This window comes from Amycolatopsis sp. NPDC102522, assembly GCF_055584485.1.
This window is the reverse complement of sequence record NZ_JBVJLY010000001.1, coordinates 583,530-597,948: the sequence shown is the minus strand read 5'-3', so window position 1 is coordinate 597,948 and position 14,419 is coordinate 583,530. Positions and strand designations below refer to the sequence as shown.

The 14,419-nt window shown below is 68.7% G+C and carries 11 protein-coding genes; 2 read left to right on the top strand and 9 right to left on the bottom strand.

Annotated features, from left to right (window positions below; translation table 11 throughout):
* Positions 1-62: 62 nt before the first annotated feature.
* Complete coding sequence (locus ACZ6YV_RS02570; RefSeq protein ID WP_465508510.1) at positions 63-644, top strand: TetR/AcrR family transcriptional regulator; 582 nt, start codon at positions 63-65, stop codon at positions 642-644.
* Here the strand turns inward: ACZ6YV_RS02570 and ACZ6YV_RS02565 are convergent.
* The 3 genes from ACZ6YV_RS02565 to ACZ6YV_RS02555 form a co-directional block, all read right to left on the bottom strand.
* Entirely contained in the window at positions 641-1,960 is a 1,320-nt protein-coding gene (locus ACZ6YV_RS02565; RefSeq protein WP_465507973.1) for a GGDEF domain-containing protein, read from the bottom strand. The two genes, ACZ6YV_RS02570 and ACZ6YV_RS02565, sit on opposite strands and share 4 nt — an antisense overlap.
* A gap of 201 nt (positions 1,961-2,161) precedes the next feature.
* Entirely contained in the window at positions 2,162-3,415 is a 1,254-nt protein-coding gene (locus ACZ6YV_RS02560) for an MFS transporter (protein WP_465507972.1), read from the bottom strand.
* Positions 3,416-3,874: 459 nt separating this feature from the next.
* Positions 3,875-5,014, bottom strand: coding sequence for an LLM class flavin-dependent oxidoreductase (locus ACZ6YV_RS02555; RefSeq protein WP_465507971.1), 1,140 nt, complete (start codon positions 5,012-5,014; stop codon positions 3,875-3,877).
* A gap of 123 nt (positions 5,015-5,137) precedes the next feature.
* On the opposite strand from ACZ6YV_RS02555, the gene ACZ6YV_RS02550 reads away from it, so the two are divergent.
* Positions 5,138-7,042: an FAD/NAD(P)-binding protein gene (locus ACZ6YV_RS02550; RefSeq protein WP_465507970.1), complete on the top strand. Its 1,905-nt coding sequence runs from the start codon at positions 5,138-5,140 to the stop codon at positions 7,040-7,042.
* A 25-nt stretch (positions 7,043-7,067) separates the two neighbouring features.
* Here the strand turns inward: ACZ6YV_RS02550 and ACZ6YV_RS02545 are convergent, their stop codons facing one another.
* Genes ACZ6YV_RS02545 through ACZ6YV_RS02520 form a run of 6 tightly spaced genes read right to left on the bottom strand, consistent with a single transcriptional unit; the run spans position 7,068 to position 14,158 of the window.
* Entirely contained in the window at positions 7,068-8,174 is a 1,107-nt protein-coding gene (locus ACZ6YV_RS02545) for a glycosyltransferase (RefSeq protein WP_465507969.1), read from the bottom strand.
* A gap of 13 nt (positions 8,175-8,187) precedes the next feature.
* Positions 8,188-9,225 carry an LLM class flavin-dependent oxidoreductase gene (locus ACZ6YV_RS02540; RefSeq protein WP_465507968.1) on the bottom strand — a complete coding sequence of 346 codons (1,038 nt, stop codon included), beginning with the start codon at positions 9,223-9,225 and terminating at the stop codon, positions 8,188-8,190.
* A complete protein-coding gene (locus tag ACZ6YV_RS02535; protein ID WP_465507967.1) occupies positions 9,222-10,799 on the bottom strand; it encodes a dipeptide ABC transporter ATP-binding protein in 1,578 nt (525 codons plus the stop codon). The genes ACZ6YV_RS02540 and ACZ6YV_RS02535 overlap by 4 nt, the downstream gene beginning before the upstream one ends.
* Positions 10,796-11,611: an ABC transporter permease gene (locus ACZ6YV_RS02530; protein WP_465507966.1), complete on the bottom strand. Its 816-nt coding sequence runs from the start codon at positions 11,609-11,611 to the stop codon at positions 10,796-10,798. The genes ACZ6YV_RS02535 and ACZ6YV_RS02530 overlap by 4 nt, the downstream gene beginning before the upstream one ends.
* Positions 11,604-12,554 carry an ABC transporter permease gene (locus tag ACZ6YV_RS02525; protein WP_465507965.1) on the bottom strand — a complete coding sequence of 317 codons (951 nt, stop codon included), beginning with the start codon at positions 12,552-12,554 and terminating at the stop codon, positions 11,604-11,606. Before ACZ6YV_RS02525 ends, ACZ6YV_RS02530 begins: the two co-directional genes overlap by 8 nt.
* A complete protein-coding gene (locus ACZ6YV_RS02520; protein WP_465507964.1) occupies positions 12,551-14,158 on the bottom strand; it encodes an ABC transporter substrate-binding protein in 1,608 nt (535 codons plus the stop codon). The genes ACZ6YV_RS02525 and ACZ6YV_RS02520 overlap by 4 nt, the downstream gene beginning before the upstream one ends.
* Positions 14,159-14,419: the final 261 nt, after the last annotated feature.

Genomic DNA, 14,419 nt, shown 5'->3' with positions numbered 1-14,419 from the left:
TGTCAAGTCCGGCGCCGAGAGGAAGACCCCGCAAGCTCCCGATCGGTGAGCAGCGTGCGCGGGTGCTGGGGTCGGCGGAGGGTGTCTTCGCGGTGCACGGCGCGCAGGCCGCGACGATCGAGCAGATCGCCCGGCGCGCGGGGGTGTCCCGCCAGTCCGTCTACGAGCAGTTCGGTGATCGCGCGACGCTGTTCGCGCAGGTCGTGGCCGACATCGAGGAACGGGCCTTCGAGGCGATCGGCGCGCCCGCCCTCGACCTCTCGCAGCCCGAGCTCCGCTCCTGGGCACGCGGAAACTACGCCAACATGTTCGCCTTCGTCGCGGCGAATCCCGACGCGTTCCCCGTGTTGCGCGAGGCGGAGCGCATGGGCGACCCGGCCGTCACCCGGCTCCGGGAACGGCTCGCCGGGGTCTACACCGAGGCGAGCAGGCAACGCTGGGCCCACCACGGTGTCGACTCCGGCCGCGCGGACAAGGCCCTGGTCACGCTGTTCTTCGCGATGACCGAGGCACTCGTCCAGGCGAGCTGGGACGGTGAGCCGCCCGACGCGGACGCGCTCATCGACCTGCTCACCGAATTCACCGTCGGGGGCGTGGTGCGGCTCCGAACCACGGCCGCCGACGTGATGGAAAGGCTGCGCTAGGCGGCGACGGCCTCCAGGGACTTTCCGGCCTCTTCGGCGACCGTCGCCAAGTCCGGTGAGGACACGACTCGGTTGCGGCCGTTGCGTTTGGCCGCGTAGACGGAGGCGTCCGCCGAGGCCAGGACCTCGTCGATCGTCCGGCCGTCGGGCGGGAAGGCCGCGACGCCGATCGACGCCGTCCGCTGCTCGATGACCACGGGATTGCCCTCGTTGTCCTGGGTCTTGATGACCATTTCGCTGATCCGCTGCCGGATGCGCTCGGCGACCGCGACGGACTCCTCCTTCGACGACGAGGTCAGGAGCACGACGAACTCTTCACCGCCGAAGCGGCCGGCGAGGTCCTGAGCTCGCGTTTCGGCCTTGACCAGCGCCGCGACACCCTTGAGCACGTCGTCGCCCGCCAGGTGGCCGTAGGTGTCGTTGATGCTCTTGAAGTGGTCGAGGTCGATCATCAGCGTGCCGAACTGGCCGTTCTCGCGCTCGGCGCGGGCGATCTCGCGGACCGCGCCCTGCTGCCAGGTCGTGGCGTTGAGCAGCTGGGTCTTCTGGTCGGTGGTCGCGAGTTCTTCCAGCTGCTTGATCAGCACCGAACGCTGCAGCAGGTAGAGCGGCAGGAAGACGAGCAGCACGAGCACCGGCTGGTTCGGCAGCACGGTGAGCACGAGCGCGCCGATGCAGACCGTGGAGGCTTCGAGGATGTTGTCGTCCCAAGAGCCGAGGAGCGTCTGGATGGAAGCCTTCTTGGGCGCCGCGTAATACAGGCCGGTGCCGGTGAAGACGGCGTTCATCAGAAAGAAGGCGAGGCTCGCGGCGCAGATCGACGTCACCGACGCGAGGTCGGCGCCGATGGCCTGCACGGCTGCCCACGAGGCGAACGCTGTCAGCGTCATCGATGTGGCGTTCGCCACAGTCCGATGAGGATTGACGGTGCGAAGTCCCGCCCAGCTGCGGTATCCGAGGTGAAGGTAGATCACTGTCACGAGAAGCGCGGTCAACTGCGGCGGCAGCAGAATCGCGCCCGGCAGCACCCAGACCGAGGTCATGTTGATGTGCGGGGTGACGCTCATGCTGCGGCGTTGCCGCTCGATCCGGCGGGTCGCCTCGGTGTGCGCGATGGCGAGCCCAGCGAGCAGAAAACAAAGCAGGACCTGCGAAGACGTGATGGCGATGGATGCTGCGAAGACCCCCGTCAGTGCCAGCATCGTCGCCACGGAAAGCCCGGTGTAGGCGATCCAGTTCTTAGGCCTCTTCCACAGCTCCCACGTCGCTACCGTGAGAGCCGATCGATGTCCAGCGCGTTCCTCCGATGTGATCATCTTTCCCCCTGACTCTTGCGTCATTCTCCGAAACCCCCTACTTACGGACAGCTTCTACCGACTTGCGGGCTGTCGACAAGCTCCCTAGGTGTGTACTTTTCTCTGAGAGGTCGAGGGAAAGGTGCCAGCGATGGCCGGTAGGGATCAGTGAACTGGGCGCGCGCCGAAAGGCCGCGCGATCGGGCCGGCGCGTGGAACACCTCAATGTTCCGCGCGTGCGGCGTCTTTTTCCTGCCATCGATCCGGGTCGCCGCCGAGGGTCCGCCACCAGCTCAACGCCAGCGGGATGGTCAGTAGCAATCCCGCAAGCCCGAAGACGCCGACAGTCGACTGCGGGCCCACCTGATCCGCCAGGATGCCGCCGATCAGCGGGCTCACGCCCATCGTCGTGGTCAGCCCGGTGTTCGACAGCCCCATGACCTGCGCCCGGCTCTCGTCCGGCACGGCCAGCGTCAGTGACGCCGTCGCCTGCATCAGCGCCACCGTGCCGAAACCGCCGCAGACCACGAACAACACGATCGACGACAGCGGACCCGGCTGCAGGAAGCACAACAGCAGCGGGATCGCCGCCAGCGCCGAAAGCGGCCCGATCAGTTTCGGTCTGATGTGCGCCGGCACCCAGCGCGAGTAGATGAACGCGCCGATCACGCTGCCGATCGGGTCTGCGGCCAGCAGCAGGCCGATGACTTCGGGTCCGCCGCCCGACGAAGCGACGTAGGGCGCCGCGATGCCCTCGTACACCGGCAGCAGGCCCATCAGCCAGGTGAACAGCAGCAGCGAGCGCAGCCCTGAGCTGGCGAAGACGATCTTCCCGCCCGAGCCGATCGAAGCGAAGAACGATTTGCGCTTCTCGCCGGACGCCGCCGCTGGCCGGGAAGCCAGCCCAAAGCGGACGAACAGCGCCGAGATCACGAAGGTGACCGCGTCCAGCGCGAGGGCGATGTGGGGTTCGAGCGCGGTCAGCAGGAGACCGCCGCCGGCGAATCCGGCCAGCTGCGCGGACTGGACGGTCATGCTGCGGATCGCCATGCCGACGACGAACCGGTCGCCTTCGAGGATCTGCGGCAGCAGGGCCAGCTGGGCGGCCTTGAACGGCGGGTTCAGCAGCGAGACGGCGCCGACGAGGACACACAGGACCCAGAACGGCAGCACCGGGACGGCGACCAGCGCGATCAGCACTGCCCGCAGCAGATCCACGACCATCATCACGGTCCGCCGGGGGAACCGGTCCGCGAACCCGGTGAGGAAGATGCCGCCGAGCAGAGACGGCGCGTAGGTCAGCGCGTAGGTGAGACCGGTCAGGGTCGCGGAGCGGGTTTCGGTGAAGACGAGGACGGAGAGGGCGACCCTGGCGAGTTGGTCGCCGAAGATCGAGAACAGCTCGGCGAACCAGAGCGAACGGAACTCGGCTACACCGAACACCTCTCGGTAAGTGACCCGTCCGGCCGAAGCCATGTTGCCCCCAATAGGGTCCTTATCACGCGACGAACTCGTGACCGAGAGTAACGCGGTCACGAGCTCGTCACGAAGCGTCATTCGTTCACGTAAGTGTCTCCTGACTGTTGGTGATTGGCTAGGTTCTTTCGCCGGGTTTCTGGAGTCGGAGATCTTTTTCGTGGACCAACGGCTCGCCGCGAAAATGTCCCGATCATCGGTAATGTGGTTCAGACCTGGGGTTTTCGGTTGGTTCGGGTCGTCGACCGGGGATTTCGGGTATCGCCGTGTCGGCCGGTCCCGGCCACGAGCCTCCGCGGCGACGAGTCGTGTGAGCCGCTCGCCGCTTGTGTTCGGAGCGTGCCCGAATCCGCTTTGACTCCGCTGAGCGAGCATCGTGGCGCCTGAACGCGCTACTGGGCGGTGTCGCCGCTATCCGCCAAACGGATGACGGGTCCGCCAACCGGTGTAGTTAACGGCTCAGCCGTCTACTGCGAGCACTTCCCGCGCCGAAGCCGCCTTCACCGCCTTCGCCGCGTCGCGTTTGGCGACCTCTTCACGCACGATCGGGATGACGTGACGGCCGAAGTCGATCGTGTCGCCGAGCATGTCGTACCCGCGCGCCGAGAGGATGTCGACACCGAGGTCGTAGTAGTCGAGCAGGGCCTGCGCGACGGTTTCGGGCGTGCCGACCAGCGCGTTGGAGTTCCCGGCGCCGCCGGTCGCGGCCGCGGTCGGGGTCCACAGGGCCCGGTCGAACCGCTCGCCCTCGGCGGCGACCGCGAGGAGCCGCTGCGAGCCGGTGTTCTCCGGGTTCGTGAGCGAATGCCGCCGGGTCAGCTGCTGTCCGCCGCTCGTCCGGGCCTTGATGGTGTCGACCGTCCGGTATGCCTTCTCCCAGGCGAGCTCTTCGGTCGGCGCGATGATCGGGCGGAACGCGACCTGGATCCGCGGGACGTCGCTCCGGCCGGCGGCCTTCGCCGCGGCCTTGACGGACTCGATCTGCTCGGCCGTCTGCGCGAGGGGCTCACCCCAGAGGCAGAAGATGTCCGCTTCGGCCCCTCCGGCCGCGTACGCCGCCGGAGACGAGCCGCCGAAGGAGACACCAGGGCGTGGCTGCTGCACAGGCCGGACATCGAGGACGAAGTCCGCGAAACGATAGTGCTCGCCTTCGTGGTCGAAGGGCTCCTCGGACGTCCACGCCTGCTTCACGATCTGGATGTACTCGCGCGTGCGTGAGTAGCGCTCGTCCTTGGTGAGGTAGTCGCCTTCGCGCTGCTGCTCGTGATCGCTGCCGCCGGTGATGAAGTGGACCGTGAGCTTCCCGTCCGAGAGCTGGTCCAGCGTGGCGAACGTCTTCGCGGCGAAGGTCGGATACGAGACGTTCGGCCGGTGGGCCAACAGGATCTGGAGCTTGTCGAGCTTCGTCGCGACGTAAGCCGCCGCCTGCGCCGGGTCCGGCCCGCTGGAGCCGTACGCGAACAGCACCCTGTCCCAGCCGAAGTCTTCGTGCGCCCGCGCGAGGCGCAGTGTGTAGTCCTTGTCGAAGACGCCGCCCGACCGCGGATGTGTCTCCGAACCGTCGTTGGTGCCTCCGATACCCAGGAATTCGACCGGCATCGTCCGTCCCTCTCGTCCGTGTCCCCCTGCACGACGAGTACGCGCCGGTTCCTCGGTGTGGCAACGAGTTCCGCTCCTTGAGAACCCGCACGCGAGCGGGAATCCCGGCGTAGCTTCGGCTTCGTGAGTACCGCAGACCCTCCCTACGTGCTCGCGGTGGTCGGCGCGGGTCCCCGTGGGGTGGGCGTGCTCGAGCGGCTCGGCGCGAACGCCGCCGAACTGCTCGGCGGGCGGCGGCTGGTCGTACATCTGGTCGATCCGTTTCCGGCGGGCCCCGGACGGGTCTGGCGGTACGAGCAGTCGCCGCTGTTGCGGATGAACTCCATGCCCGAGGACGTCACGGTCTTCACCGACGACTCCGTGAAGATCGACGGTCCGATCAGGCCCGGGCCTTCGCTGATCGAGTGGGCGCGTGCGGTCCGCGCGGGCAAGCTCGAAGCCGAGGTCGACGACAGTCTGCTTGCCGAACTCGATGCCCTGCAAAGCGATCACTTCCCGACGCGACGGTTGCAGAGCGCGTATCTCGCTTGGTTCCACCGCGAGGTCCTGGCCGGACTCCCGGCCGGGATCGAGGTCGTCGAGCACCGGACCCGCGCGGTGCGGCTCGAAGACGGCGAGCCCCAGCGGCTCTGGCTGGAGGACCGCGCGGAACCTCTCGAAGTGGACGCGGTCCTGTTCACCGTCGGGCATCTCGACGCCGAACCGGACGAACGGGAGGCCGGGCTCGCGGACTTCGCCGCCCGCCACGACCTCGCCTACTACCCGGCCGGGTACACCGCCGACGTCGACTATTCGGCGATCTCACCCGGGGAAACCGTGCTGGTGCGCGGATTCGGCCTCGCTTTCGTCGATCTGATGCTGCTGCTGACCGAAGGCCGCGGCGGCCGGTTCGAAGAGCGGGCGTGCGGCGGGCTGAAATATCACCCCAGCGGCGCCGAGCCCGTGCTGCACATCGGTTCGCGTCGCGGAGTGCCGTATCACGGGAAGATCGGCTACCGGCTCGGCGGAAAGCCGTTGCCGCTGCCCAGGTTCTTCGACGCGTACGCCATCGAAAAGCTTTGCGCCGTCCCCGGGACGATCGACTTCCGCCGCGACGTCTGGCCGCTGATCTCGAAGGAGATCGCGTGGGCCTACTACAACGAGCTGTTCACCGCCCACCCCGAACGTGTGCGCATGGACTTCGCCGTCTTCGCCGACGCTTTCGCGGACACGGCACCCGGCGAACTCGACACACTGGTCGCGCGGGCTGTCCCGGCGCCGGACGACCGGCTCGACCTGGACAGGCTCGACAGGCCGATGGCGGGCGTCGAATTCGGCAGCGCCGAGGAGTACGGCAAGGAACTGCGCGAGTACGTCGAAGCGGACTTGAGCCGCCGGGCGGATGCCGAGTACAGCGCGGATCTGGGCGCGTTCACGGCGCTGCTGTCCGTGATGGGCCAGCTTCCCGCCCTGGTGCAGACCGGACGGCTCGACGCGGCTTCTCAACTGTCCGATTTGGACGGCTGGTTCCTCGGCTTCTTCTCGTACTTCGCCAGCGGCCCGCCTCCGCGACGGCTTGAAGAACTGCTCGCGCTTCAGGAAGCCGGACTGGTTTCCTTCTTGGGCGCCGAAATGCGCGTGTCGACCGACGAGGAACGCCGGACGTTCGTCGCCTCCGGCGCGAGCTTCCCCGGCGAGACCGAGGCGCGGACCCTCGTCGAGGCGCGGTTACCCGAGCCGAGCATCACCCGGGCTTCCGATGTCCTTTTGCGACGGTTACGGGACAGCGGGGCGCTCGGCGAGGAAGCCGTGGTCGACACGGTCACCGGCGACAGGCTGCTCGCCGGACGGATCCACACCCGCGTCTCCGACGGCCGGATGCTCGACGGCGAGGGCCGCCCGCATCCGCGCCGGTTCGCCCTCGGCCCGCACACCTCCGCGCGGTCCGCCGGGGCGTTCACGCGGCCGCGGACCAACGCGATCTCCTTGCGGCAGAACGACATCGTGGCCCGGGAGATCTTGTGGCTCGTGAGTGGTAAGTGTCGTTAGAACCAGCCTTGCCACTCACGAGGGTCTAGCGCGCGGCGAACTCCTCCAGCCGCCGCACCACCTCGGACGGCGCGGGCATGGCGGCGATCTCGTGCCGCATCCTGGCCGCGACCTCGCGCACACGCGGGTCTTCGAGCAGCTGCCCCGCCTTCTCCTCGACGGCGTCCGCGGTGACCTGATCCCCGAGCAGCGCGCGACCGGCGTCGACCGACTCCAGCGCTTCCGCGTTGAAGAACTGGTCCGCGCCCTGCGGCAGCACCAGTTGCGGCAAGCCCGCAGACAGCGCGCCGAGCAAGGTCCCGGTCCCGCCGTGGTGCACCACGAGATCGGCGCGCGGAAGGACCTCGGACTGCGGCACGAAGCCGGTGACGTGGACGTTCGGCGGCAGGTCACCGAGCTCGCCCGGGTCGCCGGGGCCGCGCGCGACCAGGACGTCCACCGGCAGCCGGGCGAGGCCGTCGATCGCCGCGCGCAGCGGGCCGGTGGCACCGAAGGCGACGGTGCCCAGCGTCAGGTACACGAGCGGCCTGTCGCGCCCGTCGAGCCACGACGGCAGCGTGCCCGGCTCGTTCCACGGCACCGGCCGGAGCCGGAAGAGCGTCGGCAGCCCCGCCAGTTCCGGGTCGCGGAAGCTGTCCGGCCAGACGTCGATCCCGGCGTCGCCCAGGATCAGGTTGGCCGGCGGTTTCCCGTCCCACAGCGGGGCCGGCCTGTCCGCGGCGAAGGCCAGCATCTCGGCGGGGATCGAGCGGCCGATCACCAGGGACACCACCGGGATCCCGGCCCGGCGGGCGGCGGTGGCCGCGCCGACGTCGCTCATCTCGTAGACGATCAGATCCGGCCGGAGCACGGGGAGCAGCGGCGTCAGGTCGGCGATCGTGGTGCGTGGCAGGATCTCGGCGAAGATGGCGAGGGTGACCTCCAGCATGTCGCCCTTACCGGCTTCATCGCTGGCCTCCTGGATCGAGATCCCGACCTTGTGCGCGTCGAAACCGAGCGCGCGGACCTTGTCAAGGAAAGCCTCGCCGGTCCCGAAGACCACCTCGTGCCCGGCGTCACGGGCGGCGATCGCGAGCGGCATCAAGGGGTACAGGTGGCCGTAGGCCGGGCGGCACGTGAAGAGGATGCGCACCCTTTCGAAGGTACTAGCTTTCCCAGACCCCGGAGGGCAGTTCTTTCCGCACGATAGGGATGACGTCGGAGGCGAAAAGCTCCAGGACGTCCTGCGCTTCCCCGGCTTTCAGGCCGTCGACCGAGACAGCCTGCACCTCGTGCCCGAACGACGCGTGGTAGTCGCCGATCTTGTCGATCACCTGCTCCGGGCTCCCGACCAGCGCGGAACCGTGGGCGATCTTGTCCTCCAGCGTGGTGAACTCCGACTTGTTGTGCTGGTACGCGGGCGTTTTCGTGAGTGCCTCGAAGTACGGCCGGTAGCCGTCCAGCGCCTCCTGCGAGGTCTTGGCGACATACAGCCCGCCCGCGCCCGAACCGACGAGCGCGTCCGCCGGGTCGTGGCCGTAGTCGACCCACCGCCGCCGGTAGTGGTCGATCAGGTCGGCGTACTTCTTCTTGGGGTGGAAGCCGTTCGCGGTGAACAGCGGGTCGCCGAACTTCGCCGCCAGCTCGGTCGACTCGGTGCTCGACGCGCTCCCGTGCCAGATCCGCGGCCGCGCGTGGAACGGGCGAGGCTGCGTCGTGACATCCGTCAGCGGCGCGCGGAACTCGCCCTCCCACGTCACGCCCTCCTCCAGGTAGAGACGGCGCAGCAGGGCGAACTTTTCCGCCTGGTACTCCCACTGCCGTTCCTCTTCGAGGCCGAACAACGGGAAGTGCCGGGGATCGTTGCCCTTGCCGATCATGAGGTCCAGCCGCCCGCCGGAAAGCTGGTCGAGCGTCGCGTAGTCCTCGGCGACGCGGACCGGGTCGAGCACGCTGATCACGGTCAGCGTGGTCAGCAGCCGGACCCGCCGCGTGCGCTCCGCCACCGCGGCCAGGAGCACGGGTGGCGCCGAGGACAGGAACGGTTCGCCGTGCCGTTCGCCGACGCCGTACGCGTCGAATCCCAGCTCCTCGGCGAAGATCGCTTCGTCGACGACTCGGCGCAGGCGCTCGTGCTGGGTCGGCGTCACCCCGGTCACCGGGTCGGGGTGGTTGGCGACGACAGAGAAAAGCCCGAACTTCATCGTGTCTCCAACGGTTTCCGGCCCGGGATCGCGGCGAGCAGCTCCCGGGTGTAGTCCGCGCTCGGCCGTTCGAGGACGTCCTGAGCCGGGCCGAGTTCGACCAATTCGCCGCCGCGCAGCACGCCGACGGTGTCCGCGATCTGCCGGACCACGGCGAGGTCGTGCGAGATGAACAGGTAGGTCAGGCCGAGTTCGTCCTGGAGGTCGGCGAGCAGCCGCAGGATCTGCGCCTGCACCGAGACGTCCAGCGCGGAAACGGGTTCGTCGGCGACGATCAGTTCCGGGGCCAGGGCGAGCGCCCGCGCGATGGCCGCCCGTTGCCGTTGCCCGCCGGACAGTTCGGCGGGTTTGCGCTTCAGCACCGAAAACGGCAGGGCGACCTGGTCGACCAGTTCCGCCGCGCGCGCCCGGCGTTCCGCCTTCGTGCCGACGCCGAAGGCCCGCAGGGGTTCGGAAACGACGTCCTCGATGCTGAACTTCGGGTTCAGCGACGCGTACGGGTTCTGGTACACCAGTTGGAACCGGCGCCGCAGCCGCCGCAGCTCCTCACCGCGCACCGACGTGATGTCCTGACCGTCGAACTCGACGACGCCTTCGGTCGGTGTCTCCAGCCGCAGGATCATCCGTGCGGTGGTCGACTTGCCCGAGCCGGACTCGCCGACCAGCGCGAGCGTCCGCCCGCGGGCGATGTCGAAGGAAACCCCGTCGACGGCCCGGACAGCGCCGAAGGTCTTGCCGAGGCCGCGGACCGAGACCAGGACGTCGGACGACGGCGGCTTCGGCTCCCGCAGCGGTTTGTCGGAAAGGCTGGGCGCGGCGGCGAGCAGGTCCCGCGTGTACTTCTGCGAGGGAGCCGCGAGGATCTCGCCGGTCGTGCCCTCCTCGACCACTGCGCCCTGGGACAGCACGACGATCCGCGACGCTCGATCGGACGCGACGCCGAGGTCGTGGGTGATCAGCAGGACGGCGGTGCCCGCTTCGGCGGCGAGTTCTTCGAGGTGGTCGAGGATCTGCCGCTGCACGGTGACGTCGAGCGCGCTGGTCGGCTCGTCGGCGATGATGAGTTTCGGCCGTCCGGCCAGCGCGGTGGCGATCAGCGCGCGCTGGCGGAGCCCGCCGGACAGCTCGTGCGGATACTGCCGCGCCCGTGTTTCCGGATCGCCGATCCCGGCCTTGCGCAGCAGTTTCACCGCCTCCGCGCCGGCCGTGCGCTTGTCCGCGAGGCCGTGGATCAGCAGCACTTCGGCGACCTGGTCGCCGATCCGGTGCACGGGGTTGAGCGAGACCGTCGGATCCTGGGGGACCAGGGCGATCTCGCGGCCGCGCACGGAACGCCAGCCGCGGTCGGAGAGTTTCGCCAGGTCACGGCCGTCGAAGGTGATCTCGCCGCGGTCGATCCGACCGCCGCGCGGCAGCAGCCCGATCGCCGCGTGCGCCGTCGTGCTCTTGCCGGAGCCGGACTCGCCGACGACGGCGACGATTTGTCCCTTGTGGACGGACAGGTCGACGCCGTCGACCGCGGGGACGTTCTTGTACGAAACCGCGAGATCCCGGATGGTCAGCAGTGCGCTCACCGCACGTCTCCTTCGATCGCTCGGGACAGCCGGTTCGCGGACAGCACCACGGCCGCGACGGTCAATCCGGGGAAGGTCGTCATCCACCAGGCGGTGGCGAGGAAGCCGCGGCCGCCCGCCACGAGCGAGCCCCACTCCGGGGTCGGCGGGGTGGCGCCGTAGCCGAGGAAACTCAGCGCGGACACCTCCAGGACTGCCGTGCCGAAGGTGAGTGTCGCGAGCGCGAGCACCGGGCCGAGCGCGTTGGGCAGCACGTGCCGCCCGAGCACCCCGGTCCAGCGCACGCCGCCCGCGCGAGCGGCCTCGACGAACACGCCGCTGCGGACACGCAGGACTTCGGCCCGCATCAGCCGGGCGAACTGCGCGAGATTCGCGACGCCGACGGCGATCGCGATGTTGGTCGTCCCGAAGCCGAGCGCGGTCACCAGCGCGAGCGAGAGCAGGATGGACGGGATCGCCAGCAGGACGTCGACGCAGCGCATGATCGCCGAATCGAGCGCGCCGCCCCGGAAGCCGGCGAGCAGGCCGAGCGCGGAACCGGCCACGAGCGCGACGAGTACGGCGATCACGGTCGCCTGCAACGAGAGTGCGGCGCCGTGGACAACCCGCGCGAAGATGTCGCGCCCGGTTTCGTCGGTACCGAAGAGATGCCCGAGCGAAGGGCCCTGCATCTTCTCGGCGGGGACACCGGCGAGCGGGTCCTGTCCGGTGAACAGTTCCGGGACGATCGCGGAGAGCAGGGCGAAGGCGAGGACGGCGATCGCGAGGAGCAGGCCCGGCCGTCGCCGGGTGTGCACGAGAACGTCAGGCATCGGCGGTCTCCCGGTTCCGGATCCGCGGGTCGAGCAGGGGACAGACGAGGTCGACGAGCAGGTTGATGACGACGAACACCAGCGCGGCCAGCACGATCACCGCCTGCACCACCGGGATGTCCTGCGCGGTGACCGCCGAAGACGTCACGCGCCCGAGGCCGTCACGGGAGAACACCGTCTCGGTGATCACCGAACCGGCGATCAGGTTTCCCGCGACCACCCCGGCGATGGTCAGCGAGGGCACCGCCGCGTTGCGCAACAAGTGTCCGAAGTGGACTCTCGTCCGGCTCGCCCCCTTCGCCAGCGCGATCTCGGCGTACGGCTCGGCGAGTTGCGTGCGGAGGCTCTTCGCCAGCACCTGCCCGATGATCGCGCCGGTCGGGATGGCGAGGGTGATCGCGGGCAGGATCAGCGATTCGAAGCCGTTCGACCCCAGCGCGGGCAGCAGCCTGAGCTGGAAGGAAAAGAACTGGATCAGGACGAGCCCGACCCAGAACGGCGGCAGCGAGATCCCCAGCGGGGGCAACGCGAGCAGCGCGTTGCCCAGCCAGCGATGCCGGGTGACGGTGCCGGCGATCGCGATACCGCCGCCGAACAGGATCGCGAGCACCAGGGCGAACCCGGTGACCGCGAGCGTCGGCGGCAGTGCCGAGACGACCATGTTCGTCGCGTCGTCCCCGGTGGAGATCGAGCGGCCGAAGTCGCCCTGCAGCGCGGCGATCAGCCGTTTCCCGTACTGCAACGGCAACGGGTCGTCGAGTCCGTACTCAGCCTTCGCGACGGCCAGCTGCTCCGGCGTCACCGAAAGCCCGGCCTCGCCCCCGCCGAGTTTCGCGCTGATCGCGTCACCCGGCAGGAGGTAGAGGATCACGAACGACACGGTGAACGCGGCCCACAGGACGAAGACCGCCTGCAGGACCCGGCGGAGCAGATACCGGGTCACGAGCCGGACACCCAGGCGTCGAACAACTGCAGCCGGGACGACGCTTCGAAGCCGACACCGTGCGCGTTCGGCCCGTGCGCCAGCACCTGGGTCAGCTCGAACACCGGCGCCGAGTAGCCGTGCTCGATGATCGCGCGCTGTGCTTCCGCGGCCGCCGGCTTCCGCTTCGCCGCGTCCACAGTGGACGACTGCGCGTCGAGCGGTGCGTCGACAGGGTTGTCCGCGGGGAGCTTGCTGCGGTTGTTCGCCTTGGTGGAGAACAGGTTGCGCAGGATGTCCGGATCGGCGCGGGTGGTGTTGTACCAGAGGTACTCGTAGTTCCCGCTTTGGGTGATCTGGACGCTTTCGGCGGTGGTGCGCTGTTCGATCTGGAGATCGAAGCCGATCTTGCGCAACTGCTGCTGCACGAGTTCGAGCACGCTCTTGTTCTGGTTGAACACCAGGGAGAAGACGACCTTCGCGGTCAGGCGCCGGCCGTTCTTCGTGCGGATTCCGTCGGGACCGGACACCCAGCCCGCGCTCTCCAGCAGCGACGTCGCCCCGGCCGGATCGTAGGCCAGCAGCGGGGAAAGGTCGCTGTAGAACGGCGTCGCCGAGCCGAGGATGCTGGTGGCGGGCTTGTAGTTCGGCGTCAGCACGGTGTTCGTGACCTCGGGCCGGTTGATGCCCTTGACCACCGCTTGGCGGACCTTCTCGTCGGTCAGCACGCCCTTGGTGACGTTGGCGTGCAGGTTGAACACGACGCCGGGGTTCGGGCGGGTGGGCTCGGTGAAACCGTTGGCGGTGAACTGCGGTTCGTCGACGGGCTGGACGTCGGTGATGGCGTCGAGCTGGGCGGAAGCGAGACTTCCGGTGCGCACACCGGGTTCCGGCACGATCTTGTACGCGATCTTGTCGAGGTACGCCTCGCCCTGGTGCTTGAACAGCGACGAGCCCCAGCCGTAGCCCTTGCGTTTGGCGAGGACGATTTCCTGGTTCTGCTTCAGGCTTTCGAAGACGAACGGGCCCGAGCCGATCAGGCCGTCACCCTGGCAACGCTGGTCGGCGGTCTTCTTGTACGCCGCCGGCGCGAGGACGCCGAGCGACATCGTCGAGCTGGCCTGCAGGAACTGGGCGCTGGGAGTGGAGAACTCGATCTTCACCGTCTTCGGGTCGACGACCGTCGTTCCCTTGTACACGGCCAGATAGCCCGAGCCGAGCTGCGACTTCGGGCCGAGGGCCTTGATCGCGTCGAAGCTCGTCTTGACCGCGGCGGCGTCGACAGGACTACCGTCGGAGAACGTCGCGCCGTCGCGCAAGTGGAAGGTGAACGCGGTCGAATCCGCGTTGCTCTCCCACTTTTCGGCCAGCCACGGCTTGATCTCGCCGGTGGCCGGGTCCTGATCGGTCAGCGAATCGACCAGCTGGCGGCCGACGTTGAGCGAAGCGTTGGTGCCGACCTGTTGCGGGTCCACGCAATCCGGGCTCGACGAGATCCCGAGGCGAAGCGTGCCACCGGGTTTGGGCGGCCCGGCGTCGGCGCCCGTCGCGCCGCCCGCGGACGAGCAGGCGGCGAGGAACAGGGCGGACAAGGCCAGCAGGGATGTGGCGGCGGTACGGGGCACCGGGTGGCCTCCAGCGGGGAACGGGGCGCAGGTCTGGGGAGTGCACTGCTGCTTGCGCCGACCCGATTCACGCTAATCACGACCTTGAGCCCCGCCCACATGCTGAGCCCGGCTCCCACCCCGCGAAACATCCCACGATTCCGCTTGACAGCCCCACAAGTACGTGAAGGCCCCCTTCATGTACCTAGGCGCAATGAAGGGGGCCTTCACGGACCAGTGAGGTGTCGGCGCAGGGAGTCGTGAGTGCTAAGTCGCGTTAGC

Excerpts from the sequence above, each read along its gene's own strand:
- ACZ6YV_RS02530 (WP_465507966.1), bottom strand. The coding sequence starts at position 11,611 with ATGCCTGACGTTCTCGTGCACACCCGGCGACGGCCGGGCCTGCTCCTC.
- ACZ6YV_RS02540 (WP_465507968.1), bottom strand. The coding sequence starts at position 9,225 with ATGAAGTTCGGGCTTTTCTCTGTCGTCGCCAACCACCCCGACCCGGTG.
- ACZ6YV_RS02560 (WP_465507972.1), bottom strand. The coding sequence starts at position 3,415 with ATGGCTTCGGCCGGACGGGTCACTTACCGAGAGGTGTTCGGTGTAGCC.
- ACZ6YV_RS02555 (WP_465507971.1), bottom strand. The coding sequence starts at position 5,014 with ATGCCGGTCGAATTCCTGGGTATCGGAGGCACCAACGACGGTTCGGAG.
- ACZ6YV_RS02565 (WP_465507973.1), bottom strand. The coding sequence starts at position 1,960 with ATGATCACATCGGAGGAACGCGCTGGACATCGATCGGCTCTCACGGTA.